This window comes from Vibrio sp. ZOR0018 (assembly GCF_963865925.1).
GTDB classification, from domain to species: domain Bacteria; phylum Pseudomonadota; class Gammaproteobacteria; order Enterobacterales; family Vibrionaceae; genus Vibrio; species Vibrio anguillarum.
The window spans coordinates 59,218-85,204 of the sequence record NZ_CAWMCN010000085.1 but is presented as its reverse complement, the minus strand read 5'-3'; the positions used below and the strand labels follow the sequence as shown (position 1 = coordinate 85,204).

Sequence of the window (25,987 nt, the reverse complement as noted above, 5' to 3'; positions counted from 1 at the left end):
AGTAATGTTTAAGCTGCTTGTTTTACTGCAGGTGCTAACTCTTTCGTTTCGATAGCTATTTTTGCGCTAGCTAGCTGTTTAGCAAGTTCAACCGCATCATCCCATTCGTTTTTCGCTGCGTCAGACATCACTTTTTCCATAATAATGCTCTGCATGGATGCACCATTATTAAGCTTGGTTACTACATCATCTAACTCGTTACCAAAGACAGTCCACGTCGTTTCAAAATCAGATAATACTGATGTCGATGTTTCAATCGCTGAAACGACGGCGCTACTGGCATTGGAAAGCCCCTGTAAAGCGATAATCTGTTGTTGATCTTCAGCTTTTTGCTTTTGTTCTTGCGCGATGCTGTCGTAGTCATCATCAATTTGATTTTGTAATACGCCCCACGTAACACCACCAGCAATAATCGATGCCGCGCCAACGGCTGCGATACCGCCGGAGACTACAGCTGCGGTACCAGCGGTTGCGATGGTAAGCGCAACGCCTGCGACGAGCATAAAGATGCCAACACCAACCGCAACTTGTGCATAGACTAGATCTTTATTCAGTTTCTCAATGGCTGCACGATTGTTGTCTATTGCGTTATTCATACTTTCAATATCTGTTTGTAAATCGATAATTGTTTTTTGAATATTGGTCGCACCATTGACTAAGTCATCATGTGCTGCTTGCATTTTCACCCCCCAATCAGAGAGTTCCTTATTCATCCCTTTGACTGTGGCTTCGATACCGCTGACTTGAGAAGATAGGGCGGTCATAATCTGTGAAGCTTGCTGAACCGTCGTATTGTCTTTGCCACTTGCTGTTGGATCCGCTTTATATAACTCATGAATGGCATCGATTGATGCTTGGAAAGTGGCGTCAAAATTAATTACGCTGGAGGGAATCGATGCTGATACTTGTGGTCCCAAATGGTCAATCCATTGCTTAGCAACCAATTTGGCTGAGTCTAATTTTTTACTCAGGTCATCAAACCAATCTGGTTTTACCGTAGGTGGCGTAAATTGTGTGTTTAAAATGGCATGGCACTGCGCTGTGATGACTGTGGTTGCCAAAAATGCAGATTGAGTGGTTTGCTGTGTTGGGTTCAACTGAGTAACTTGTTGTGACATTGTGTATCTCCTTTACTGTTCTTGAATGGTGTTATTTAGTGTGTTGACTAAAACGGGTTTTCCAACGTTTGGCGGTAAACTAATGAGTTGCACAAATTCTGAAATGGTTTTCCATGAGGCTGAAGCAATCTTGATAGTTTGCAAATCAGTCAATAGGGCTGGGTCTGAACCGCTTTGTAAGGCGTTGATCAGTTCGTTTACCTTGTCTAATTCGTCTTGCCATAACAATGAAAGTGCTGGCAAGCTATCATCAATCTTTAGGAATTCTTCGCTCATGTTGCTGAGGGTTTGAATAATGGCTTTAGTAATGGCAGCCGCTTGTGCTTCTTCACTGGCTAGTGTTTGTAATTGAGTGAGTTTGTCTAAATCTTGTTGTACCTCTTTCGCGCTCGATATTGTGCTGTATGCACTGTAACCAACCGTGAATAGCGCACCAGCAAAGGAAAGGAATGGTACAGACGTCGTTGCTCCCATTACGACACCGTAGGAAATAGTGACCATACTTTGTATGTAAGCTTTTCCTGCTCTTAATTGGGCCGCCGTAACATTGGCTCCTAAACTGGCAATGGATTGCGATAGAGAGCCTATCTCTGTTGCAATGCGTACCATTGCTTGTTCTTCGCTCGCAAGTTCATTCCAGCCATCTTGAATGCTGGATGCGAGCAGCTCCTCTGCATTTTTCGCTTGGCTGTAAGATTTCGTGAAAACTTGCTGAGCTTCATTTGTTAACGTGATATTTTGCTTTAACGTTTTTTGCAATAATTGTAAGCATTCAATCCATTGCTTCGTACTTGTTATCGCCTTACTGTTTTGTGCGCAGGCATCGAACGTGGTCTGATAATTAATAAACGATGTAATAATTTGCGCAAAAATTTTAGGCTTTTGCTGCATAAACTCATTCATTACCGCTCTTAAGATCTCAGTCCTGCTTCGAACTTCTACGAGCCAGTTTGGATCTTTTGCTACATGGCCAATAAAGAGAGAGTTGCAGGTTGCATCGTAGTTACTAATACCTAAAAAATCAGTATATACGTCGGTCAGCATATTTAATGCGGTATCAACATTTGGGCTTAACATGAGTTCGCCCTCTACAGTGAAATAACGAGGAAAGGATCAAACGTTAATCTTGCACCATCAATAGACAAGGTCGCATTGTATTGTTGTGTGCTGGCTTGTCCTTGCGCTTCAACTCGGCCTTCCCAGAATTCATCACCGCTTAGTCCTTGCTTAGTGGGTATACAAACTCTGTCATTTATCATTTGCCCATTAAACTCGACAATATCAACTTCATTGTCTGGTGAAATAGCGACAACTCGCCAGCATAATAATTGACCGTCTTTACAGGCTGTTTTTAACTCAGCTTGGCCTTCATTACCCGAGCCCATATATTTATTTGTATCAATGAGATAAATGTTACTTTGCAGATCTCGACTTGCCAGCGCTGCTGCTGCATCTACGACCATGAGTATTTCTACTTTTTTCATACAATGTTCCTTATTTAGATGGAGTTATTGAACTTCGAGATAAGGTGAAAAATTCATTGTTATTCCGTTTATTGAAAGAGAAATGGTATATAGATAACGCCCAGTATCCCCGCGAGTCTGAACTCTGCCTTCCCACGCGTCATTAACAGGGCTTGGTAAGCAAGCGTTTTGATCAATCATGTCACCAGAGAATCCCGTTATATTGACTTCGTCATCTGGCGAAATGGCGCAGCTACGCCAGCAAATAAACTGACCATCTTGAGATACCGTGTGGAGTTGGCACGTTCCTTCATCCCAAGAACCAAGCCATTGGTTACTATCAATTAAGTAAACGTTATCCATTAAGCTCGTGGTTGCTAATGCTCCGGCACAATCAACCACGATAAGTATTTCTATTTTTTTCATTCAATACCTACTGACGTTTATTTATGGATCCACAGAATATCACTGTACTGATTTAACCATTTCGAATGGTTTTTTGGGTTATATCTATTAAATCTTATTGATATTAGTGTTGATATTTACATGTTTATAATCTTTATGTGGATAAATATAGTTAGTGATTTCAGTTAATCAAGGTTGCATAACTAATATGTACATATCAGTATGTACATAAAATAATTTTATAATGATATTCATGGATAGATCTTAAGTTTAATTTCATTTTTGTTATTTATTAAGCGCTTAATTTTCTAGCTTAATCATGTTTTTTCGTGAGATATTGAAAGGGATAATAAATGCTCATTTACTTGATGAAATTTTTATTTCAGGGTTAAATGATGATTTCAACAATGCTGGTTATTTTTACTAATAGTATTAAGTAACTTATCAACATTTATTGTTGATTGTTTTAGTGTAAGTAAAAATATATTTTTATTTTCACTTAACTTTTTAATAGGTAGGTAGTATGTCTGTGAGATAAATGAGGTCATCTACAATATTAATTATAGATAATTTCATTTTTGGCATTAACACTATGTTTAATCTAGCTAATAATATTGATTAAATTATTAGCTAGAATGACTTAACGCTAAGCGATGAGATCGTTTTTCCAGCTTTGAGCGATGAAATCAATGAATTGGCGAACCAATGGGGTTTGATAGCTACGAGAAAGATACACAGCCCATAGTGCGCTGCTTGGGCTGTGAAACTCTGGCAAAACGCGTACTAGTGTTCCTGAGGCGATAAAGACATTTGCAAGATCGCATGGTAGCCGTACGATGCCTTTGTGATGTAGGGCAGCACGGCATAAAATTTCCATATCATTAGCGCGGATGTTGCCATTCACGGTGACAGAGAGCTGTTCATTGTCTTTAACCACATCCCACTTGTTATTACTCATGTGCACAAAGCAGTTGTGCTGGGTTAAGTCATTGGGTGTATTGATAGGAGGGTGTTGGTTGAGATAGCTAGGGGAAGCGCATATGACGGTGCCGACGCTCATTAAACGGCGAGCGATGAGCGTATCATCCGGCTGTTGGGTAAAACGCAGGGCAATATCCACGCGTTCATCGACCAGTTGTGAAAGGCGATCTGAAGCGACAATGTCAATTAACACATTGGGGTGTCGTTGCGTGAAGTCTTCAACAACGGCCAATAGCATGTTTTGAGCAAGGCCTATCGGCGCGGCAATGCGAATGGTACCGTTTAAGAGTTGTGACTGTTCCAACGCCCGTGTTTCAAGTTCGGCAGTTTGGTGCAAAATTTGTTCGCAACGGATTAAAGCCTCTTCACCGGCGGTGGTTAGGCTGACTTTGCGTGTCGTGCGGTGCAGTAACCTCTGCTTTAACCAATCCTCAACTTCTTGGACATGACGTGACACTTGTAATCGACTTAAGCTCAAGTTGTCTGCGGCTTTGGTAAAACTGGCAGTATTTGCCACTTCGATAAAACTGCGCATGGCGGTTAGTCTGTCCATGGTAGGCCTTTATTAGATACGAATATTGATACAATCTACATCATTTTTGGGTGTTTTTCCTCCTTCGTTTAACTACTAGACTACAATTGTTGTCGAGAAACAGAAACCGAATGAGGAAATAAATTATGAAAATTGCAGTATTAGGCGCATCAGGTTGGATTGGTAGTCACATTGTCAATGAAGCAAAAGCACGGGGCCACGAGGTGATCGCGTTAGTGCGTGATTCAAGTAAAGTTGATGCTGAAGGTGTTAGCGTTCAACAATTTGATTTACAACAGCCTTTGTCAAAAATTAGCGCTGCGTTAGCTGGTGTTGATGTCGTGATCGCTTCTATCGGCGGACGTGCAGCTGGCAACCACGATATTGTTGCGGCTACGGCGCAAAAACTGCTGTCGGATCTACCGCAAGTGGGTGTGGAGCGCCTACTGTGGGTTGGTGGTGCGGGTTCATTGGAAGTCGCTCCCGGTATCAAATTGGTGACCGTAGAAGGTTTCCCTGAAGAGTACAAAGGGGAAGCATTAGCGCAAGGCGAAGCGTTGGATCTCTTCCGTGCGAGTACAAGCAAGGTTAATTGGACATTTGTTAGCCCGGCCGCTGAGATTTTTCCGGGTGAGAAGCAAGGTGCTTACCGTGTGGGTGGTGACACTCTATTGTCTGATGCTGAAGGCAACAGCAAAATCTCAGTCAGTGATTATGCCCTCGCGATGATCGATGAGTTAGAAAGTGCCGCTCACCCTCGTCAACGTATTGGTGTTGCTTACTGATACCAGACCGATAGATCCATTTGGCTATTCTCTTGATCGAAAATTGCTGATAACGTGAACGAAGTAATGCTCTCTATGGGCATTACTTTTCTTTGTTTCGCTTATAGGCATTTTAATGGAAATGTTCAGTAGTACGGCGCTTATCGCCATGTTTCTTATTTTCTTGGGTTCATTTGTGCAAACGGCGATTGGTTTTGGTTTAGCGATCGTCGCAGCGCCCTTGCTGTTCTTGATCTCCGCCGATTACGTTCCTGCCCCCATTTGTATCGTGGCGCTGTTTATTTCTATCTTGAACGCCTTAAAGCATCGCTCGAACATTGAGCTCGGCGGTTTAAAAATGGCGCTGATTGGTCGCGTTCCCGGTTCAATTGCGGGCGGTATCCTTCTGGTTTTAGTCTCGACGGATGTACTGGCGTTATGGCTTGGTTTATTGGTGTTATTTGCCGTGGCTGTTAGTTTATTGCCGTATCGCATCGAACCTACCCCGATAAAAATGGGTATTGCGGGTTTTTTCTCCGGTTTCTTTGGCACCAGTTCCGCGATTGGTGGGCCGCCGATGGCGTTGATCCTACAGCATCAAGAAGCGAATCAGTTGCGTGGTAATCTTTCGGCATTTTTTGTGTTTAGCTCGATCATCTCTTTGATCATTCAAATACCGGCAGGTTTTCTGACGTTGCATCATTTATGGATAACGATTCCGCTTATCCCCTCAGCTTGGTTGGGCTATAAGTTGGCGATGATGACCACGCAATCACTGCCCAAAGATAACATCCGTTTCGCTGCGTTGCTGCTTTGTACGATAAGCGGCGTTACGGCGGTATGGCATGGTTTATCCTAGCGTTAATCTTCCGTTCAGGTCATGCAATGATACTGAAAGGGTTTATGGATCTATTTTGTACGGAGTAGTAGTGATGAGAACAATCGGCAATATTATTTGGTTTTTACTGGGCGGAGTGTTTATGGGGCTCGCTTGGTGGTTTTTTGGTCTCCTTGCCTTTATCAGCATTATTGGCATTCCATGGGGGCGTGCTTGCTTTGTTATCGGTAACTTTTCGTTTTTTCCTTTTGGACAAGAGGCGATTTCCCGTGATGAATTGACCAATCAGCAAGATATTGGTACCAGCCCATTTGGCTTAATCGGCAATGTGATTTGGTTTGTTTTCGCTGGTTTTTGGTTAGCCGTTGGTCATATTTTATCGGCGGTGGCGTGTTTTATTACCATCATTGGCATCCCTTTCGCACTACAGCATTTGAAACTCGCGGTTATTTCTTTGGCTCCGATTGGTAAAACCATCGTCCCGAAAGAAGAGGCGGCGAGAGCTCGCTATTCTTCTTATCGTTAATATAGGTTTTGTTTTTTGCTCCTTTTCTCTCGTGTTGCTCTCTCAGTGACGAGGGGAAGGGGGCATCTTGCCAACGCGATTAATACGCTTTAATCCCAAACTCTCGCAGTTTTCTAGGCAGAATGTCATCTAAATGCGCAATGTCTTGCGGATGAATATTAATCAGAGCAAAGCCGTGATCGTGGTAAATCGCTTGAGTTTGTAAGCGCGTTTTTTCGTCGGTTGCGCCACTATCTGAACCCCAATATTGTAAATAGACTTTCCCTGTTGGCAGATAAAAATCACACATCACATCAGTTTCTATCGGCAACTGACGCTCATAAGCGTGGACGACGCCCGCCAAATAGAGCCAATTATCGATCAATAATTCGCCGGTTGAGCGAACATAGTGGCCATCTAAGGTGCGATGTTTTGCCTCAAATTTTTGGCGAAAGTGGGACAATGATTTATCGGTCGATTGGCTGTGAGCCTCTTGCCCTAAAAATTCGACAATGGATTGTTTCAGACGTTTATGGCGAGTCACCGTATCATGCCAAACAACAAATAATTGCTCAGAAGCTTTGTCTTCACGTTGCTGGGCGCCAGCTCTGAGCCCAGCCTCCGTTACTTGCCAGCCTTTTTCTGTTTTAGATATCCAGCCTAACTCACTCAATAGCTGATTTATTTTTTTTGGGTTGAGCCTGAAATGATTGCCAAGCTGAGTGGCACTTAACGTTTTCCCGCTGGTGGCTTGTGTGTCGACGAGCAAGTTTTCCGGCCAGACAATAAATTGGCCATATTGCGTGTGCTGGGCGTATTCGCCGCCAAATTTTGCTCCCAGTTCTGTTAATACCCACTTGTTGTCGAAGCGGTTAATGTACCCTGCTTTTTGGAGGTTACTGAATAGTTGTTTAGCGTCTGTATTACGCAATTTAGCCAGTGCCGAGGTTGAATGTTTTTCTACCATCGTTCTCTCCTATCTCTCTTGAAATCGATCCAACAGATTGATATCCCTACCTTACTTGAATTTTTAATAAATGACAGTGTGAGAGCATGAGATCGTTTTTAAAAAACGGAGTGGTTTGAGTGAATAATGCTTTTATTAGTATCTTAAATTGAATCAGTGAAGTTCATTATTGGATCTATTTGTTCTAAATAAAAAACAATAAGATGTTATTACTTCGAACAATGAATGAAAGGTAAACACAATGACAATTTCAAAACCGTTGATAACGGGTTTTTTGCTAGCAAGCACTTCTTTCTCAAGCTTAGCCGCATTGACGTTTCAAACGTACAACCCAGGGGAAAATGGAGTCTTTCCAGTTAGCTCAACACTGATCAGTGGTGAGAAACAAGCGATTTTAATTGATGCTCAGTTTGGTACAAAAGATGGCCAAGCTTTAGTAGACATGATTAAGCAGTCAGGTAAAGAACTTAAGGCCATCTATATTAGCGCTGGTGATCCTGATTATTATTTTGGTCTGGAACCGTTGGTTTCGGCGTTTCCTAACGTTGATGTTTTAGCAAGCCAAGCGATTGTTGAGCATATCAAGTCGACGAAAGACGCTAAGCTACAGTTTTGGGGCCCGATACTAGGAGAGAGTGCGCCAAATAAAATTATTGTCCCTAAGATTTTTGACCACAGCGAGTTTTCATTAGAAGGTGAGAAGATCGAAGTGAAAGAGCTTAATACACACCAAGCTTACTTATGGGTGCCTTCTGAGAAAACGATTGTCGGTGGTGTAGCGGTTGTCTCTGGTATGCATGTTTGGACGGCTGATAGCCAAACCCCGAAAGCGCGTGGTGAGTGGGTTCAAGCTTTAGAGAAAATGCAGATGCTTAAGCCAAAGAAAGTCATTCCTGGACATTATTTTGCTGATATACCGCAGGGTGTCGAAGCCGTAAAATTTACTAAAACCTACTTGGCGAAATTCGAACAGGCTATTTCAACCTCGAAAGACTCGGCACAAGTGGTATCTAAAATGGTCGCAGCTTATCCAGCGCTTCCAGGTAAAGAGGACCTTGAATTAAGTGCGCAAGTGAATATGGGTGAGCGTACTTGGTAACAATATTAACGCGAGTTATTGGCTCGCGTTTTCTACTCCAGACGGTTTGGCTTCAACATTGCCTGTTTTTACCCATACGTTACTCAATTTATACATGGCGCAGACACTGCATGTGAGCACTTCTCCTTTGCCATGGATCACAAGCACGATATCTTCTCGTTTTTCTTTCGAGTTATTGCGTAGCTGGATCGTCAGTTGATTACCATCCACGCTGTAAGCGCGAGACCAGTGCTGAGTTTTAGATTCAGCACGTACAATACCCTCTTCGAAAATTAATAAGTCATCATTGAACTGGTTGTCATAAGTCCCTTTGAACTCATAAGTTTCACGGTTTAACCAACGTTCAAGGTCATCTTGAAAACAGCCTTGCAAAGTGGCTGTAAGGACGAGAATACTGATTGATTTTGCCGTAGATCTTATCATGTTGCTGCAACCTCTGTTGTTGTTCGCTCAAGTTCTAATAAGCTCGCTTTACGGTTTAAGCCCCCCGCATAGCCAGTGAGTTTACCACTTTTTCCGATCACTCTATGGCAAGGAACGATGATCGAAATTGGATTTCTACCATTGGCCAAGCCGACAGCCCTTACGGCTTTGGGGTTACCGATCGCCTCTGCAATCTGTTGGTAGTTCCAAGTTTCGCCATAAGGTATCTTGCATAATGCTTGCCACACAGATTGTTGGAACTCGGTGCCTTTTGCCGCTAAAGGTAAAGTAAATATAGTCCGTTTTCCGGAAAAGTACTCATCTAACTGTTTGATAGTATTGATGAGTATAGTGCAGTATTCGGATTTTACCCCTAACTCTGTTGGCATGGTGGTTTCGGTTTCAAACCAAGCCCCCAATAAACCTTGCTCGCAGGCTTGCAATGTCATGATTCCTAAGGGGCTGTGATAGTGGGTGAAGCTATTCATATTAGTAATTCCAACAGTGAAAGGTGGCGTAACTTCCCCAAGGTGAAACCTTGTCTGCGTTCAGCTCAGGAAAATGGCTTAAGGCCTTCTTAACCACCAAATCAGTGTCTAGAAAGCAATCTGAATCGGACTGACCTCTTAACCTAGCGTAGTTTACGGTCCACGGCCCAATACCTTTTAGTGAAAGCCAAGCATCCACATCGGCTTCAGGGTGTTGGTACATGAATTGAGCAAAGCGTGTTAAGGTCTCTTTTCGGCTGTGTGGCATCTTTAAAAAGTGCAAGTCAAGCTGTGCGATTTGTTCCGGGCTTGGAAAGTAACTGCTCGTATTTTGAGCTGGGTTTACCGCATCGACTAACAGGTTGAGCTGGCGAATGGCTGCTTTTATCGAAACTTGTTGACCTAAAATAGCTCTGACTCCCGCCTCCCAACAATTCCAAACGCCGGGAATGCGGATTCCTGAACGAGTGACTAAACCCGGAGCGCAGTCTTCCAAATAGGCCTCGATGTGGCTGATGTCGGCTTCGAGGTCAAATAGGCGGCGTAGTTTTGCCACCAAGTAACGCAGTTTGGTGATGTCTTGCAACTCGAATTCAACCTCTAAATGGGTCTCAGAGGTTAAGCTGGCACGAAACCAGCCAGTCGTATTGTGTATGTTGAAGGTGCGTTGATAATGATTGTTACTGACCTGTTCAATGGCGTTTACTGCACGTAATCGATAGAAATCTAGCATATGTTGCCAATCGAAAGGGCCGCGAAAAGAGAGTGTTAATAGGTTTTTTGTCATCAATGCAGTTTTAGATTGCCGCACTTGGCTGGGGGTCAGTTTCAACGTTTTGATAAACGCATCGTTAAAGCGGCGGGTACTGTTGAACCCACAAGCGAATCCTATATCGGTAATGGACAGAGCACTGGAATGCAACAACTGCTTAGCAAACATCAACTGATGGTACTGAGCATATTGTTTCGGTGACACTCCTAAATGAGTTTGAAACAGTTGTCGTAGATAGCGGTCACTGATCCCCAAACGTTCGGCAAATTGAGCCAGATTGCTCGATTGTAATTCACCTTGCTCAATAAGCTTGATTGCACGCAAAAAGGTGGTTTCAACTCCTTTCCATGCCCAAGAATGAGGTGCACTGTCTGGACGGCAACGCAGGCATGGCCGATAACCCGCTTGTAGAGCCAGTGCGGAGTTGGCGAAGTATTCAACATTCTTTTCTTTTGGCAGGGTTGCCGGACATATTGGGCGACAAAAGATGTTGGTTGTTTTGACGGCAACGAAAAATCGTCCATCAAATCGCGGATCACGGCTAGTGCGAGCCTGTTGGCATTGTTCTTTATCGAGTTCCATCCATGGTGTCATTTGGTATAACGAGCCTTATGCAGTTTTTATAAGCTAAGTGTATGCATGAATTCTGTCGATACTAGCCATTTTCGGAACTGGATGGATTTTCCTGCGGCTTCTCTTGAAAAAGGATATTCATAACGCTGTATTCAATACCCGCTACAACGTTATGAATTTGTTGGGTCAGTCGAGAATGACCTCGCCTGCTTGTTGTAATGAGTAAGCACTACTAGGGTTGATGTTTTTGACTAACTTTTCCACTTGCATAATGGCTTCTATCGATGAGCTGTTTTTTCGGTAGCTGAGGAAGATGGGACGCTGCCAATCTTCCACATTGTCAATTCGATACAATTGGCCAGAGTGGATAAAAGGTTCAACAAGTGAGGTAGGAAGGTAAGCGCTTCCCCCTTTTTCTAAAATGAAATCAAGTGCGATACGAGCGGTCGAGGTGCGCAAATAGGGGGTCGGCGTCTTCGGATGTCGCTCAGCATGCTCTGAGGCGAAACGGCTTCCCCAATCGACGTACACGTATTTATTATCAAAGGCGGTTTCCAGTGTGTCAGGACGCGTCGAAACCAACACCAGTACTAAATCTGCGACTTTTTTGCAGTTTAGCTCTTCGGCTTTAATTGGGTCAAAGGCAAACGCCATATCTAAGGTACGCTCCAGTAGGCTGCGGTTGAGCTGCTCGCGCCCCATAACTTCCGCCATAAAGCCATAACCGCTAAAAGCATCAGTCACAACGCTTAAACAGTTTTGTAGATGAGCATCCCAAACGTTGGGCGTTCCCCCTAATGTCAGCTGTAAAGCTCGGCCATTTTCCAAAGAGAGCTCAAACTTGGCTTGTTGCAAGGTTGCCACCATCACTTCGGCATAGCCAACGAGTCGTTCTCCTGCCGATGTGAGCTTTATGTTGTTGCGATCACGCGTAAACAGCTGAGCATCAAAATAATTTTCTAATTGCTTGATGCGTGCGCTGACGGCGGCTTGGGTCAAATAAAGGTTTTCAGCTGCTCGCCCAAAATGACGTACTTTGGCGAGTTCGAGAAAAGTGCGAAAAACTTTTACATCCATATTAAATCCTCTGAAATTACCCCGTCAGATTAACAAGGAAGTGCAATTATGACGATAAAAAATTTTTGTTTTTCTTTTCGGAGATTTACGCCTAATTTTCGCGTGATCTATCGCTACATGGTAGTAGCGCCATTCACATGAGGTTGATATGTCTGAGACTGAATTCCGTCACGGAAAAAAACGTTTTTACGACAATACAAAGTTTCCACGAGGCTTTGCTAAGTCTGGTGATTTTACTCTTGCAGAAGAAGAACTTCTCACCATTTATGGTGGTACCATGCTTGGTCTTGAATCTGGTGAACTCACGCCAGAGAATGCCGAAGAAGCTCATTTTGTTAAGGCGATTGAAAACCCAGGTAAAGCGAAATCTAAGTTAGAGCGTGTCTGGTTGAAATACACTCAACTTGCTCGTGGTCGTAAGCGTTTCCATACGTTGAACGGTCGCAATAAACCGGAAAGTGGTGACGATTATAATGATGAAGAAGTCAGCTTAACGGAAGAAGATTAATCTGTATCTCTAATGCAGGATCTTAAGCCGTAATTTGGTCAGCTTTCTCATTTATTTCTTCAGCCTTATTGTCTCAATAAGGCTGACAAACTTGCTCGCATCGCCTTTCATATAAGAGATCTCTGTGCAAAAGAGTGTGACTCAATCAAGATGAGAAAAGTGCTTTCGCTCAAAGTCCTAGTATTGATGACTCACTCGGGCTTTGCATTATCGCCACTCCGCTCATGTGGTCGCGCTTAGCCAATCCATGAGCTGAGTCAACACCGCTACTTAGCCAAAATGGCTACTTTTTTCAAAAAGCTGTCGCGTAGATGCTCTTGGTCATAATCGAGATGGTAGGTATTGTGGAAGCCAACTTTTAGCTCCACACCATTTCCTCGCATGTAAATGTTATAGCCGTCATAGTCTGAAAAAGCTTCGATACCTTCATAGATTTTCCCGAATTCAGTCGGTGTACCATGCGCCATTACTGTTTCATAAGCATGGAGAATTTTCGCGGGTTCAAGTTCGTTTTTCATGGCATTTGCTCCTTTCTTGCTTGTTACTCCAAGTATGGGTAATGAATGCACGCTTCGCCAGATAGTGGAGTGATAGCGACTCAAACTTTACTTAATTTTATAGATGAATTTTTATCTCATTTGGTTATAGCATGTGCCGTATTAGTTAAGCGTACCTGTAGAAATTGCTACAAATTTAAGCGCATTTCTGGTTGAGATTTGAAGAAAGAACGAAAATTTGACCTAAAACAATGGCAGTTACCTAATACTTATTTTATAATGCGAATTAATGTTCTATTACACCATAATATTCCAATAACTAGGGGCCAATCATGAGACTTATCCCGTTAAAACAGGCTGCACAAGTCGGCAAGTGGGCAGCAGCACACATCGTAAAACGTATCAACGCATTCAACCCAACGGCAGACCGTCCTTTTGTATTGGGTTTACCTACTGGTGGTACACCATTGACGACTTATAATGCACTGATTGAAATGCATAAAGCAGGCGAGGTGAGCTTTAAGCATGTCGTGACATTTAATATGGATGAATACATTGGTATTCCTGAAAATCATCCGGAGTCATACCGCTCATTTATGTATAACAATTTCTTCAATCATGTTGATATTCAAGAAGAAAATATCAACTTACTGAATGGCAACGCACCAGATGTTGATGCAGAATGTAAGCGCTATGAAGACAAAATTAAATCATACGGCCGCATTAATCTATTTATGGGCGGTGTGGGTAATGATGGGCACATCGCGTTTAACGAGCCTGCTTCTTCACTTTCGTCGCGCACTCGCATTAAGACACTGACAGAAGATACGCGCATTGCAAACTCTCGATTCTTTGATGGTGATATCAACCAAGTTCCTAAATACGCGCTAACGATTGGTGTAGGCACACTGCTAGATTCAGAAGAGATCATGATTTTGGTAACAGGCCACAATAAGGCGCTGGCTTTGCAAGCGGCCGTGGAAGGAAGCGTCAACCATTTGTGGACAGTCTCCGCACTACAACTTCACGCGAAATCAGTGATTGTATGTGATGAACCATCGACTCAAGAACTAAAAGTGAAAACCGTAAAATACTTTGCGGAATTAGAAGCAAAAAATATCGAAGGTTTCTAAGTCTCTCCCTGCTGGGAAAGGACATTCATAAACAAAAGGCCTGCTAACATCAGCAGGCCTTTTTACACTTTGTAGCAAATGGGACTTTCTATCAAATGGGGAAGTGCGAACGAAATCGGTAGTTGAATTAACCTTCAGCAGCGATTTTCGCTTCTTTTAATTCAACTACTTGTTTCTCCGGGGCAGGGTAGGTTACTCCATTAAAGCGCCCACCTTGTTCAATGCTCAAGTCGTCGCTATAAATAGACCCTGTGACGCTCCCTTTGCTTAAAATTTCAATTTTAGTCGCGTGACATGTGCCTTGGAACTCGCCATTAATGATGATGTGGCCTGCGTACAGTTCACCATTAACCGTGCCTGTTTCACTAATGACGATGGTTTTATCAACGTGCAATTGACCTTCTACCGACCCGTCAATTTGAATGTCGCTTTCTAACCTGAGTTCCCCACTAATGGAACAGCCTTTTGCGATGAGAGTTGTAGCTGAGTGCTGACTCTTAGCTCGACTTTGTTTACTAAAGATTCCCATCGGATACCTCTTACCTTACTAAATATCGTTTCAAAATCATTCACGCCCCAATCAACAAAAGGTCTTGGATCTAATGAACGGCCGACAAATCGAATTTCATAGTGCAAATGTGGGCCAGAAGATAACCCACTGTTTCCAGAATAAGCAATTAAGTCGCCCTTCTGTACAAAATCGCCCCCTTTCACGGCAAATTTTTGCAAATGAGAATAGGAGCTGGTAAATCCATAAGAGTGCTGTAAGCGTAAAAAATTGCCTGACCCTTTATCACTGGCGCGAGTGACTTCGGCAACGCCATCGGCTGGTGCATAAATTGGCGTGCCTATGTTAACCGCAAAATCTTGCCCGCGGTGAATTTTGACGTTGCCGGTGACAGGATGAATACGCTCACCGTATCCTGACGAAATTCTCGCATTATGCACAGGTGCACCGCTGGGTATTTGGGTCAGCATCACCATTCTAACTGAAGAAGTGATAGCGGCGGTGTCTAAACGTGATTCTAATTCCGCTCCGCTTTCATCCATACCCAATACTTTTTCAAGATCGCCGAGCCTGTCTGAAACAACCTGCATCTTTTCTTCTCGTTCGAGCAGGTCATTCTCTAAGCTGTTTTTTAGCTCCTTTAAAGAGGTGACTTCTTCAGTCAGTGACATCGACTGGCTCTCTAACTCTTGTTGCTTGAGTTTAGCAAAATCAACTTCATCAAGAAGGTAATAGATAACGCCGCCAGTGGCGAGAATGCTGGCAACCAGCACATAGCCAAAACCTTTTAAAAAATGTCGGAACCATTTACCGAGATGAAAGTGCTTCGTCCCATGGATGGATGAAACGGAAACAACCACTCTTTCTTTCATGAATTCGTTCACAGCGTCTATGGTTAACAGTACAGCCGATTCTAACAGGGAATGCTCAGGGTCAAAACATTTTGCGTTGTAAGGCTATACTCGTCCCACCTCTTATTGTTCGGTTTGTGAATTGGAGCGTATCCTTGGCCTGCTTTTAGAGGAAGCTCCGATGTTGTTAGTAAAAAAAGCCATATTAATGTATGAGCTAATATTAATATGGTTTTGTGTATATAAGTTACAAAATAGACAATATGGAAGTGGTGGCTTTATTTTGATTAGTGAAATAAAGATGTAATTGTGATGTTTATCACTTTCGGTTCTTTAATTTTTAATAATTAGAGTGAAATTGTGATTTGAATCTCTTTTTTATCAAAAGTTAAAATTCAAAAAGTATGATATTGATCGATTAAATATTGTTGACAAGTTGTATTTTTGTTTTTTGTTGTAAATTTACATGTCAATTTAATGACCATGATCACGAAGAAATGATTTGTAAGCTAGGATTTATGAGGGGCTGATCACGAAAAACCCGTCGTCAGCTCCAGAATGAAATTGTGTGGTAAATTGATTGTGTACTAAGCAATCAACGGTTTTTCGCAGAACCGTTACAACAACAATATTCATCAGAACATCGAACGGGGAATCCACATGATATCACCAGATGCAAAGATCAAGATACAAAATTTTGGTCGCTTCTTATCTAACATGGTTATGCCAAACATTGGCGCGTTTATCGCGTGGGGCTTTATAACCGCACTATTTATCCCAACGGGTTGGCTACCGAATGAAACGTTAGCGTCTATGGTTGGGCCGATGATTACTTACTTATTACCACTGCTGATTGGTTACACGGGTGGTAAATTGGTTGGTGGAGAACGTGGCGCTGTTGTCGGTGCTATCACCACAATGGGTGTGATTGTCGGAACAGATATCCCCATGTTCATGGGAGCCATGATGGTTGGTCCTATGGGTGGTTGGGCGATCAAAACCTTTGACCAACGTGTTGAAGGTAAAGTAAAAAGCGGTTTTGAGATGTTGGTAAACAACTTCTCGGCAGGCATTATTGGTATGCTTGGCGCAATCTTGGCGTTTTACCTTATTGGGCCATTTGTCAAAGTGCTCTCTGGTGGTTTAGCGGCAGGCGTAAACTTCTTAGTTTCAGCACACCTTTTACCACTGACTTCTATTTTTGTTGAACCCGCGAAGATCTTGTTCCTTAACAACGCGATTAACCACGGTATTTTCTCACCGTTAGGTATTCAACAAGCCAGTGAAATGGGTCAGTCAATCTTCTTCTTGATTGAAGCAAACCCTGGCCCCGGTCTCGGTATTTTGTTGGCTTACATGGTGTTTGGTAAAGGTACAGCACGTCAAACAGCTGGTGGCGCTTCCATCATTCACTTCTTCGGCGGCATCCATGAGATTTATTTCCCATACATACTGATGAATCCACGTCTGATTCTTGCAGCGATTGCTGGTGGTATGACAGGGGTATTCATTTTGACTCTCTTTAATGCAGGTATTGTTTCTCCAGCGTCTCCTGGCTCTATCTTTGCAGTGCTACTGATGACACAGAAAGGATCGATTGTTGGCGTATTATGCTCAATATTTGGTGCGGCAGGTGTGTCCTTTACCGTTGCGTCATTATTGATGAAAGCACAGAGCAGCACCGAGGAAGAAGGTGATGAAGCGGCGTTAGAAAAAGCCACATCACAAATGAAAGAGATGAAATCGAGCGCAAAGGGCAATGTGACGGCGGCTTCTCAAAAAAGCAATATTGATTTAGCCAACGTGAAAAGCATTATTGTTGCTTGCGATGCGGGTATGGGTTCAAGCGCAATGGGCGCAAGCATGCTGCGTAAAAAAATCAAAGATGCGGGTTTAGCGATTCACGTCACTAACCTTGCCATCAATAGTTTGCCGGAGAACGCAGAAATCGTGATTACTCATAAAGACCTGACTGGCCGCGCACGCACACATGCACCCAGTGCACAGCATATTTCACTGAGCAACTTTTTAGACAGTGAAATGTACAACCAGCTTGTGACTAAGCTTTTGGCAGCTCAACGCCCTAAGGCGGCGAATGATAGCGATGTGGTTAAAGTATCCATCCTCGCTGCGAATGACGACAGCTTTGAAATTCAAAAAACGTCCGTTTTTCAAATCCAAAAAGAAAACATTCACTTAGGTTTGAATGCCGCTAATAAAGAAGAAGCCATTCGTTTCGCTGGCAATAAGTTAGTTGAGCTTGGCTATGCGGAGCCTGAGTATGTTGATGCCATGTTTGAACGTGAGAAAATGGTATCCACTTATCTTGGAGAATCGATTGCCGTTCCTCATGGCACCGTCGCCGCCAAAGACCGTGTGATTAAAACGGGTATTGTGATTTGCCAATATCCTGCTGGTGTGCAGTTTACGGACGACCAAGATGGCGTAGCGAAACTGGTTATCGGTATTGCCGCCAAAAATGATGAACATATTCAAGTTATTACCACCATTACCAACGCACTCGATGAGCCTGATGCTATCGAGAAGCTCACCTCAACCAGAGACGTGAGCGATATCTTGGCCATCCTATCGGGTAACCAAGCAGCGTAACGCTTTTGCTCCTGAGGCAAAACGAGGTCGGCTGTTCCCCTATACTGCTGACCTCACCTCAATTGAAGTATTAAGCGCTCTTTTCTCTTTTAGATAAGTTTTTGGTAGGTAAGATTATGAAAAATGCAGTACATTTTGGCGCGGGTAACATTGGTCGTGGTTTTATTGGTAAATTATTGGCCGATGCAGACATTGAAGTGACTTTTGCCGATGTAAATGAACCTTTGGTCGATCAATTGAGTCATCGTCAAGAATACAAAGTAAAGGTAGTGGGTTCTGAGTGCAAAATTGATACTGTCACTCATGTCACTGCGGTGAATTCAGCCAGTAATGATGTGATTGATCGCATTGTAAAAACGGATTTAGTTACTACAGCTGTCGGCCCTGCAGTGCTTGATATCATTGCGAAAACGATCGCCAAAGGCATCACCAAAAGATTTGAAGCGGGCAATGAGCAGCCACTCAATGTGATCGCTTGTGAAAACATGGTTCGCGGTACAACACACCTGAAAGGCGAAGTGTATAAATATCTAGACCCATCGCTGCATGCTAAAACCGATGAGTTAATTGGTTTTGTCGATTCCGCGGTGGATCGCATTGTGCCACCTGTCGAAGCCGCGAACGATGACCCGTTGGCCGTGACGGTTGAAAGTTTCAGCGAATGGATTGTTGATGAACAGCAATTTAAAGGTGAGATCCCCAACATTGAAGGGATGGAAAAAACCAATAATCTGATGGCTTTTGTTGAGCGTAAACTCTTCACCCTAAATACTGGGCACTGCATTACCGCCTATTTGGGTTGTTTGAGTGGTCATAAGACGATTCGTGAAGCGATTGAAGATCCTGCAATTCGTCAGCAAGTGAAGCAAGCCATGCATGAAAGCGGTGAAGTACTCATTCGTCGTTACGGTTTTGACCGTGAATTGCACGCCGCTTATATCGAAAAAATATTGAGCCGCTTTGCCAACCCATATTTGGTGGATGAAGTGGATCGCGTTGGTCGTCAGCCAATACGAAAATTAGGCCCCAATGATAGATTAATCAAGCCATTACTCGGTACAATCGAGTACGGTGTTGAAAACAAAACGCTATTGAAAGGGATTGCGGCGGCCCTTAAATATACCAACGACAGCGATCCTCAAGCGGTCGAGCTTCAAACATCATTGAACCAATATGGCGTATGTAAAACACTGGCCCATTACACAGGGTTAGATGAGCAGAGCGAGCAGGTTAAGCAAATCGAAGCGATCTACAAACAGCTTTAATCACATAAATACTTTGGGGGGCGCTAATGCCCTCCCTTTATAACAACAATTAGTACAGCGTATGGCAGATAGAATTAACGAAAGCGATATAATTGAACGACTGAATAGTGCCCATTCGGTGCGCGGATTCTTTATTACGACGGTTGAAGTGTTCAATGAGGCGATTGATGCATTAATGCAACGCATTTTTCGCAAAGATAACTTCGCTGTCCAATCAGTAGTTGGCCCTCTATTGCAAGATTCTGGACCACTCGGCAACTTGTCTGTCAGGCTAAAACTGCTGTTTGGCCTTGGGGTATTACCTGATGATGTTTACCACGATATTGAAGATATCATCAAACTGCGTAATCAACTCAACAGTGATGGTGCTGAATACGAGTTCACCGACCCGAAAATTTTGGTGCCGATAAAAAAGCTCCATTTGGTGGCCAAAATGGGCATGGTGCAGTTGGAAGTATTGGAACCGGATGGCGACATTGAACTGGATTTTTACCAGCTTCAACTTCAGCGTCAGCAACAAATCATCAAATCCGGGCTCTCATTGGCGATTGTCGAAATTTGCAATGAGCTGAACAAAGAGAGCCCATTTTAACCTCATCCCAGACAGGCAAGGATTGCCTTTTCACTGAGTTCTACACCTCCCTTTTTAATCTTCTTGTGTTAGCCTAACCTTCATCTAACGAAAAGAGATTTGATGATGAAAATTGGCATTATTGGTCTAGGTGATATCGCGCAAAAGGCGTATCTTCCGGTCATCACACAGCGCCCAGATTTAGAATTGGTATTTTGTACTCGTAATCCAGCTCTTGTTACGCAACTAGCGCAGCGTTACCGCATTTCAGAGAATTGCACGGATTATCGAGAGCTACTTGGCTATAACGTTGATGCGGTTATGATCCATGCGGCGACCTCGGCTCACCCTCAAATCGCCCAATTTTTCCTTGAACACGGAATTCCAACCTTTGTTGATAAGCCGCTAGCCGACAGTGCAAGCGCCTGTGAAATGTTGTATGAGCTTGCAGAAAAGCATCGTCAACCTTTGTATGTGGGGTTTAATCGCCGTCATATTCCGCTCTATAACCAACACCTAAATGCAGTGCAAACTGGTAATAGAAACGACTTACGTTCGCTTCGTTGGGAAAAGCACCGCTATGATCTGCCCGGTGATGTGCGCACCTTTATCTTTGATGATTTTATCCATCCGCTAGACAGCGTAAACGTGAATGCTAAAGCCACATTGGATGATGCTTATATTACCTACCAGCAGCATCAAGGTCAGTTATCCCGCTTGGATGTTCAATGGCAACACGGCGAAAGTTTGCTGCATGCCTCAATGAATCGCCAGTTCGGCATAACCGCTGAGCGAGTCAGCGCGAGCTTTGTGAATGAAGGTTTTGAGTTTGATTCGTTTACACAAGGAAAACGTTGGCATCAAGGGCAAGAGCAAGCCCTTAGTTTAAAAGATTGGACGCCAATGCTTGCCAGTAAAGGCTTTAGCGCCATGATTGACGATTGGATTGGCGTGATAAATAGTGGAAAGCTGGCTTCAGAAGTGGTGGCACGTAACTTGGCCTCGCACCAGCTGGCAGAGGCGCTGTGTCATTATATTGCGAAGCAAATTCGTTAAAACAAAGCGTGATTGAGTAGTAAGTGGACACCAATACTTGCGGCGTAGCCTGTTGCAATAATCGGTGTCCATTTTAGATGGCCTACAAAGGTGTATTTGCCGTGTGCAGCGCCCATCAGAGCCACTCCAGCGGCTGAGCCAATCGAGAGTAAACTGCCGCCGACGCCCGCTGTTAATGTGACGAGCAACCAGTTTCCGGTGGACATATCGGGTTCCATCGTCAGTACTGCAAACATGACGGGAATGTTATCGACAATCGCCGAAAGAAACCCAATCATCACGTTTGCCCATATGGGGTTCCATTGGCTATACATCACTTCCGAGATCAAGCCTAAATAACCCAGTAAGCTTAGCCCTCCTACGCACATGACCACCCCGTAGAAAAACAGTAGCGTATCCCATTCGGCGTGTGAAACTCGCTTAAAGACATCGAATGGCACCACAGAGCCAATACGTTTTAGGGCGGCCTCGTCATTATTTGCAATCGCAATTACGGTTTTTTTGGCCAGCGAAGTAGGTAAGGTTTTCCTGAGGAAATAGCCAAAAAATTGTAAGTAAGCGAGCCCCATCATCATGCCTATAACGGGTGGAAAGTGCACCACAGCATGGAATGCTACGGCGGTAGCAATGGTTAACATGAAAAGTACGACAATACGGCGGGCTCCACGTTTAAGCTCGACATGTTCATGCAGGGTGGTTGGCTTTTCCTTGGGCAGAAAAAATGACATCAGCAATGCAGGAACAAGGTAGTTGATCACGGAGGGGAGAAACAGAGAAAGGAACTGTGAAAATGGCACATGGCCTGCTTGCCAAACCATTAAGGTGGTGATGTCTCCAAAAGGGCTAAAAGCGCCTCCGGCGTTAGCCGCTAAGACGATATTAATACAAGCAATGTTGATAAAACGGGGGTTGTTTCCTGCCACTTTTAGTACGACAGCGCACATCAACAGCGCGGTGGTTAGGTTATCGGCAATTGGCGAGATGAAAAATGCAAGCAGCCCCGTGATCCAAAAAAGAGCACGAAAATCAAAACCTTTTCCCACCATCCACGCTTGTAATGCATCAAATAATCGCCGCTCTTCCATTGCACTGATGTAGGTCATCGCGACTAACAGAAACAGCAATAATTCGGCGTATTCCAGCAAATTATGCTCTAGCGCGTTTTTGGCAATCTCGGTTAATTCATACTGCTGATAAACATAACCAATCATGGCCCAAATTAAACCAGCTGCAAGTAACACAGGTTTAGACTTTCGTAGCTTAAGGTACTCCTCCATCATGACCAAAGTGTATGCCAGAGTAAAAATGACTAAAGAGGCATAACCAATCGTTGAGTGCGTTAGATCTAACGAATCGATATCGTTAGAGGAAGCGAGAGCGACTGAAGGAAAGAGTAAAGTGCAGAACAAAAGAAGCCATGTGCGTCGAGGTATCATTGTGTTCACTCCTAGAAAGTTAGGTTGATAAAATTCTAGATCTATTGAAGATAGTTCGGTGTGAGATAGCTCCGATCTGCTTGATTTTTAATCTTATTCTTGACCTGTAAAGCAAATAAAGAAAAACCCTGTAGCAATAGCGACAGGGTTTGATTTTGATGAGTGGAAGTGAAGAAAGTTAGGCTTGAGCTTTTGCTAAATGGACTTCTTCTTCTTTCACGCCAGCTTGTGGATCATTAAAGCGAGCTTCATCTAACGCGCCTTCTGTTTTCGCCACAATAAGAGTCACACAGCTATCACCAGTAATATTGACTGCGGTGCGGATCATATCTAATAAGCGGTCAACACCCATAATCAAAGCAATACCTTCTAGTGGCAAGCCGACTTGGTTTAGCACCATCGCTAGCATGACAAGACCAACCCCCGGAACGCCTGCTGTACCAACAGAGGCTAGTGTTGCCGTGAGGATGACCATCACGTAGTCACCCATGGTTAGGTCGATATTGAACGCTTGGGCAATAAATGCTGTCGCAACGCCTTGCATGATCGCTGTGCCATCCATGTTAACGGTCGCACCTAGCGGAATGGTGAAAGAAGCTATCTTGTTATCAACCCCTAAGCGGTTTTTAGCCGTTTCCATGGTGACGGGTATAGTCGCATTGGAAGAGGCTGTAGAGAAAGCGAACATAATGGCATCTTCCATTTTACGGAAGAAGGTGATTGGACTTAAACCAGTAAAGCCTTTCAACATCAAACTATAGGTGACAAAACCGTGTAGCAGCAGGGTAACCGTCAGTACTACGAAGTATTCTGCGAGGTTCAAAATGGCACTTAAACCAAGGCTGGTGAACAGTTTCGCCATCAGGAAAAATACGCCGTATGGAGCAAGGTTCATCAACAAAGCGACTAGTTTCATAATAACTTCGTTCAAGTCATTAAAAACGCCCGCAATACGCTCGCCCGGTTTACCCGCGGCACTGATGGCTATGCCAAATAGTACTGCAAAGACGATGACCTGCAGTGTTTTACCTTCTGCCATCGCGCTGATTGGGTTGGTCGGGAACATATCAATAAACACTTGGCCCAAAGAAGGGGCTTGCGCAGATTGGAATGAGCTTGCTGCGGTTAAATCGGCTCCGGACCCCGGTTGAAACACAGTGCCCATTGTCAGTGCCAGTGTGATGGCAATCGCAGTGGTTGCGATGTAAAAGGCTAGGGTTTTACCGCCCATGCGGCCAAGTGTGGTGAGATCTTTCAGTGAGCTCGTACCACAAACGAGAGAAACAAACACGAGGGGTACAACTAACATTTTTAAGCTGGCGATAAAGATTTTTCCGCCAACATCGAATAAGCCGTTAACGATATACGCGTCAACAAATCCGTTTTCAGCAAATAGGGCTCGAATGGCAAAGCCAGTCAAAATACCCGCTACCATACCTAAAATAACACGGCCGGTAAGCGACATCGGTTTTTTGGTATTCATTGTGAACACTCCTTTATTTTATGCACTTCGACATCATTTCAAAGCGTGCCGCAGGTTAGCAGGGCTGAGTGCAAATCAAAAAGTAAAATAATGTTAACGGTTAATTGCCGTGATCTTTATCACTTAAAATCGCCCATCCTTTACGTTTTAATAACCTATTTTTGGTTTTAAATTTTTATTTTTTATCATTTGGCAACACATGAGTCTTTTGTGTTAACAAATATCACTATTCTCATCTAATGGTAATTCGCTAGTTTTCATTCAATTTTAAGCTCGTTTGGTTGCATATTTACCCATTAAGGTTGCTTTATATGAATAGGGTCTCAACGGCACTTTTATGTAGCATAAAAAGAAGGGCATGCAACACAAGTAGAGAAAGGAAGGAAAGTGATACTAAGTTGAATGTTATCGACTGAAAATCTTAACGTTTGAAGGAGGCTTGGCCTCCTTCAATGAAACGGTATGCTGGCCTTAGGCATAGATTATGCAAGCTTTTTATTTAACCAGTTATCAAGTGCCAATTTGCCAGCACCAGAGAAAACCAACGATACACTGGCTGCAAGCAGCGCAAGGCCAAACTCATAACCGTTATTAGCCATGAATAAGCCGTTACCTAAGTGTACAGAAGCGATTGCGACGATCATCGTAATAGAAAGAAGCAAGGCGGCAGGGCGAGTTAGTAAGCCAAGTAAAATGAATAGGCCCCCAAAGAATTCACCACTACCCGCTAAAAATGCCATCAGCACACCTGGGTTTAAGCCAATTGAAGCCATCCATTGACCTGTGCCTTCTAATCCATATCCTCCAAACCAGCCAAAGAGTTTCTGCGCACCGTGCGCCATAAAAATGATGCCAATTGGGAAACGAAGCGCAAGCGCAGAAAATCCAGAAGTTGATGTGGTTAGTTGTTTCAATAGTGCTTTCATTAAAGTGTCCTCAGATTCATTAAAAGGTAGTAGGTGCTCAGCGGCTTCCTAGCTGTTGGAGCCAGTGTAGAGTGATTCGTAACCTGAGATAACTCACTCTGTTTGATGATTAAGTTCGAAAAAATTGAACAAGATTTATATAGTACTTTTCTTAGCGCGGGGAATGTTGTGACCTTCTATCTATGATGAATCATGCCGATTGATCGTCTGATATCCCCTTCCTACTTGAAGCTGCAGCGGTGTTGGTTACGTTCGCTCACTTCATCAAATCGTTTATCTATACTCATGGGGGAAACTTACTTTCCAACCTACCTGCCACTTCAAGTTGTTTAGTTATACACAATATTATCATTTATACGGACACTAATAGCATTCGGATTGACCTGTATTTCATAGTAGTGTCTTTTCAAAGGAGCAGATAATGAATTAAAAAACGAAGAAGGTTACTAAAATAAACGGGCTACCTTTGGGTCGTTAGCTATATCTTTCTTTACAATGTCATCCATCATCTGTTTTCTCTTTCCCATGGTTTATAAAAAGTGCAAATATTAAAATAATGGAATAAGTGTCAAGAAATAATCAGATTTATGTCCGAATAGATAAATATCTTATTGTTTGGTCATTAGGATAAATAGTGAATTACGTTTTGATAAAATACCAAATTAGTTGGTTTACAGTTCCAGAAAAGTGCTCAGCCATAGATTAAAGAGCTTCGAGAATGAAGGCTTTTTCCTTCCCATTGAAAGCTGCAGCGATGTTGGCTACATTTTTAGCTATTGCTATGGGGTGCTCACTTACCATATCGACCTGCAACTTCAAGTTGTTTAGTCATAGACAGCCTAAACTGTATTTTTGCGCTTTTAAGTGCCTTTTTCATAAGACTCGTCGTTATCAAGAGTACCATCTTCTTTAATTTTCTCTGTTTATTGCCATCAAACAATAATAACTAATTTATTAATTACGGATTATTGTTTTTCTTTTGGCTTGATATTTTATTTAGCGCATTGCATTCATTTTTTTGAAAATTAGATCATCATTCAAATCTATAAAGTTTGATTATATTTAACCTTAACTTTATTGACTTAAGATCACGTTATTTAATTGTATTCATACATCTTATGTATCTATATATATGCCA

General features: G+C 43.1%; 26 protein-coding genes. 10 read left to right on the top strand and 16 right to left on the bottom strand.

Annotated features, from left to right (window positions below):
• Positions 1-8 precede the first annotated feature (8 nt).
• The 5 genes from makA to AACR75_RS04210 form a co-directional block, all read right to left on the bottom strand.
• The gene (makA, locus tag AACR75_RS04230; RefSeq protein WP_047687639.1) at positions 9-1,118 is read right to left on the bottom strand and encodes a cytotoxin MakA; all 1,110 of its coding nucleotides are present in this window, start codon (positions 1,116-1,118) and stop codon (positions 9-11) included.
• A 12-nt stretch (positions 1,119-1,130) separates the two neighbouring features.
• On the bottom strand, positions 1,131-2,195 hold the full coding sequence (makB, locus tag AACR75_RS04225) for an alpha-pore-forming cytotoxin subunit MakB (protein ID WP_013868235.1): 1,065 nt from the start codon (positions 2,193-2,195) through the stop codon (positions 1,131-1,133).
• Between the two features lie 11 nt (positions 2,196-2,206).
• Entirely contained in the window at positions 2,207-2,602 is a 396-nt protein-coding gene (gene makC / locus AACR75_RS04220; protein WP_013868236.1) for an alpha-pore-forming tripartite toxin MakABE regulator MakC, read from the bottom strand.
• 24 nt (positions 2,603-2,626) lie between these two features.
• Entirely contained in the window at positions 2,627-3,007 is a 381-nt protein-coding gene (gene makD, locus AACR75_RS04215; RefSeq protein ID WP_019283038.1) for an alpha-pore-forming tripartite toxin MakABE regulator MakD, read from the bottom strand.
• A gap of 625 nt (positions 3,008-3,632) precedes the next feature.
• Positions 3,633-4,520: a LysR family transcriptional regulator gene (locus tag AACR75_RS04210; RefSeq protein ID WP_013868239.1), complete on the bottom strand. Its 888-nt coding sequence runs from the start codon at positions 4,518-4,520 to the stop codon at positions 3,633-3,635.
• A 125-nt stretch (positions 4,521-4,645) separates the two neighbouring features.
• Between AACR75_RS04210 and AACR75_RS04205 the strand changes: the two genes are divergently transcribed.
• From AACR75_RS04205 to AACR75_RS04195, 3 genes are all read left to right on the top strand, one after another.
• Complete coding sequence (locus AACR75_RS04205) at positions 4,646-5,284, top strand: NAD(P)-dependent oxidoreductase (protein WP_047687637.1); 639 nt, start codon at positions 4,646-4,648, stop codon at positions 5,282-5,284.
• A 115-nt stretch (positions 5,285-5,399) separates the two neighbouring features.
• On the top strand, positions 5,400-6,122 hold the full coding sequence (locus AACR75_RS04200) for a sulfite exporter TauE/SafE family protein (protein ID WP_047687635.1): 723 nt from the start codon (positions 5,400-5,402) through the stop codon (positions 6,120-6,122).
• Between the two features lie 73 nt (positions 6,123-6,195).
• Complete coding sequence (locus tag AACR75_RS04195; RefSeq protein WP_026027764.1) at positions 6,196-6,627, top strand: YccF domain-containing protein; 432 nt, start codon at positions 6,196-6,198, stop codon at positions 6,625-6,627.
• Between the two features lie 79 nt (positions 6,628-6,706).
• Here the strand turns inward: AACR75_RS04195 and AACR75_RS04190 are convergent, their stop codons facing one another.
• The gene (locus AACR75_RS04190; RefSeq protein ID WP_047687633.1) at positions 6,707-7,573 is read right to left on the bottom strand and encodes a hypothetical protein; all 867 of its coding nucleotides are present in this window, start codon (positions 7,571-7,573) and stop codon (positions 6,707-6,709) included.
• Between the two features lie 241 nt (positions 7,574-7,814).
• Between AACR75_RS04190 and AACR75_RS04185 the strand changes: the two genes are divergently transcribed.
• Positions 7,815-8,672, top strand: coding sequence for a Vmh family MBL fold metallo-hydrolase (locus AACR75_RS04185; protein WP_047687631.1), 858 nt, complete (start codon positions 7,815-7,817; stop codon positions 8,670-8,672).
• A 15-nt stretch (positions 8,673-8,687) separates the two neighbouring features.
• Here the strand turns inward: AACR75_RS04185 and AACR75_RS04180 are convergent, their stop codons facing one another.
• The 4 genes from AACR75_RS04180 to AACR75_RS04165 form a co-directional block, all read right to left on the bottom strand.
• On the bottom strand, positions 8,688-9,095 hold the full coding sequence (locus tag AACR75_RS04180; protein WP_047687629.1) for a hypothetical protein: 408 nt from the start codon (positions 9,093-9,095) through the stop codon (positions 8,688-8,690).
• Complete coding sequence (locus AACR75_RS04175; protein WP_047687627.1) at positions 9,092-9,583, bottom strand: methylated-DNA--[protein]-cysteine S-methyltransferase; 492 nt, start codon at positions 9,581-9,583, stop codon at positions 9,092-9,094. The genes AACR75_RS04180 and AACR75_RS04175 overlap by 4 nt, the downstream gene beginning before the upstream one ends.
• A gap of 1 nt (position 9,584) precedes the next feature.
• Complete coding sequence (locus tag AACR75_RS04170; protein ID WP_047687625.1) at positions 9,585-10,949, bottom strand: DNA-3-methyladenine glycosylase 2 family protein; 1,365 nt, start codon at positions 10,947-10,949, stop codon at positions 9,585-9,587.
• A gap of 165 nt (positions 10,950-11,114) precedes the next feature.
• On the bottom strand, positions 11,115-12,005 hold the full coding sequence (locus AACR75_RS04165) for a LysR family transcriptional regulator (RefSeq protein WP_013868248.1): 891 nt from the start codon (positions 12,003-12,005) through the stop codon (positions 11,115-11,117).
• Between the two features lie 148 nt (positions 12,006-12,153).
• Here AACR75_RS04165 and AACR75_RS04160 point away from each other — a divergent pair, with 148 nt between their 5' ends.
• Positions 12,154-12,513, top strand: coding sequence for a DUF413 domain-containing protein (locus tag AACR75_RS04160; RefSeq protein WP_017049330.1), 360 nt, complete (start codon positions 12,154-12,156; stop codon positions 12,511-12,513).
• 266 nt (positions 12,514-12,779) lie between these two features.
• On the opposite strand, the gene AACR75_RS04155 is transcribed toward AACR75_RS04160, so the two are convergent.
• The gene (locus AACR75_RS04155; RefSeq protein WP_017044957.1) at positions 12,780-13,031 is read right to left on the bottom strand and encodes a DUF3081 domain-containing protein; all 252 of its coding nucleotides are present in this window, start codon (positions 13,029-13,031) and stop codon (positions 12,780-12,782) included.
• A 311-nt stretch (positions 13,032-13,342) separates the two neighbouring features.
• Between AACR75_RS04155 and nagB the strand changes: the two genes are divergently transcribed.
• Entirely contained in the window at positions 13,343-14,143 is an 801-nt protein-coding gene (gene nagB, locus AACR75_RS04150) for a glucosamine-6-phosphate deaminase (RefSeq protein WP_013868251.1), read from the top strand.
• A 127-nt stretch (positions 14,144-14,270) separates the two neighbouring features.
• Here the strand turns inward: nagB and AACR75_RS04145 are convergent, their stop codons facing one another.
• The gene (locus AACR75_RS04145; RefSeq protein ID WP_305951630.1) at positions 14,271-14,567 is read right to left on the bottom strand and encodes a bactofilin family protein; all 297 of its coding nucleotides are present in this window, start codon (positions 14,565-14,567) and stop codon (positions 14,271-14,273) included.
• Positions 14,568-14,575: 8 nt separating this feature from the next.
• Positions 14,576-15,523 (bottom strand): M23 family metallopeptidase, encoded by a 948-nt coding sequence (locus tag AACR75_RS04140; RefSeq protein ID WP_017044959.1) that lies wholly within the window; start codon positions 15,521-15,523, stop codon positions 14,576-14,578.
• Between the two features lie 639 nt (positions 15,524-16,162).
• Here AACR75_RS04140 and AACR75_RS04135 point away from each other — a divergent pair.
• The 4 genes from AACR75_RS04135 to AACR75_RS04120 all read left to right on the top strand — a co-directional run bounded on the left by AACR75_RS04135 (position 16,163) and on the right by AACR75_RS04120 (position 21,004).
• The gene (locus AACR75_RS04135; RefSeq protein ID WP_047687622.1) at positions 16,163-18,112 is read left to right on the top strand and encodes a PTS mannitol transporter subunit IICBA; all 1,950 of its coding nucleotides are present in this window, start codon (positions 16,163-16,165) and stop codon (positions 18,110-18,112) included.
• 116 nt (positions 18,113-18,228) lie between these two features.
• Positions 18,229-19,377 carry a mannitol-1-phosphate 5-dehydrogenase gene (locus AACR75_RS04130; RefSeq protein WP_026027761.1) on the top strand — a complete coding sequence of 383 codons (1,149 nt, stop codon included), beginning with the start codon at positions 18,229-18,231 and terminating at the stop codon, positions 19,375-19,377.
• Positions 19,378-19,438: 61 nt separating this feature from the next.
• On the top strand, positions 19,439-19,969 hold the full coding sequence (locus AACR75_RS04125) for an MltR family transcriptional regulator (protein WP_010319258.1): 531 nt from the start codon (positions 19,439-19,441) through the stop codon (positions 19,967-19,969).
• A 105-nt stretch (positions 19,970-20,074) separates the two neighbouring features.
• A complete protein-coding gene (locus tag AACR75_RS04120) occupies positions 20,075-21,004 on the top strand; it encodes a Gfo/Idh/MocA family protein (protein WP_047687693.1) in 930 nt (309 codons plus the stop codon).
• Here AACR75_RS04120 and nhaD read toward each other — a convergent pair.
• From nhaD to AACR75_RS04105, 3 genes are all read right to left on the bottom strand, one after another.
• Complete coding sequence (gene nhaD, locus AACR75_RS04115; protein WP_156117078.1) at positions 21,001-22,449, bottom strand: sodium:proton antiporter NhaD; 1,449 nt, start codon at positions 22,447-22,449, stop codon at positions 21,001-21,003. The two genes, AACR75_RS04120 and nhaD, sit on opposite strands and share 4 nt — an antisense overlap.
• Before the next feature lie 169 nt (positions 22,450-22,618).
• A complete protein-coding gene (locus tag AACR75_RS04110; protein WP_029189696.1) occupies positions 22,619-23,923 on the bottom strand; it encodes a dicarboxylate/amino acid:cation symporter in 1,305 nt (434 codons plus the stop codon).
• A gap of 482 nt (positions 23,924-24,405) precedes the next feature.
• Positions 24,406-24,849 carry a DoxX family protein gene (locus AACR75_RS04105; RefSeq protein WP_013868258.1) on the bottom strand — a complete coding sequence of 148 codons (444 nt, stop codon included), beginning with the start codon at positions 24,847-24,849 and terminating at the stop codon, positions 24,406-24,408.
• Positions 24,850-25,987 lie beyond the last annotated feature (1,138 nt).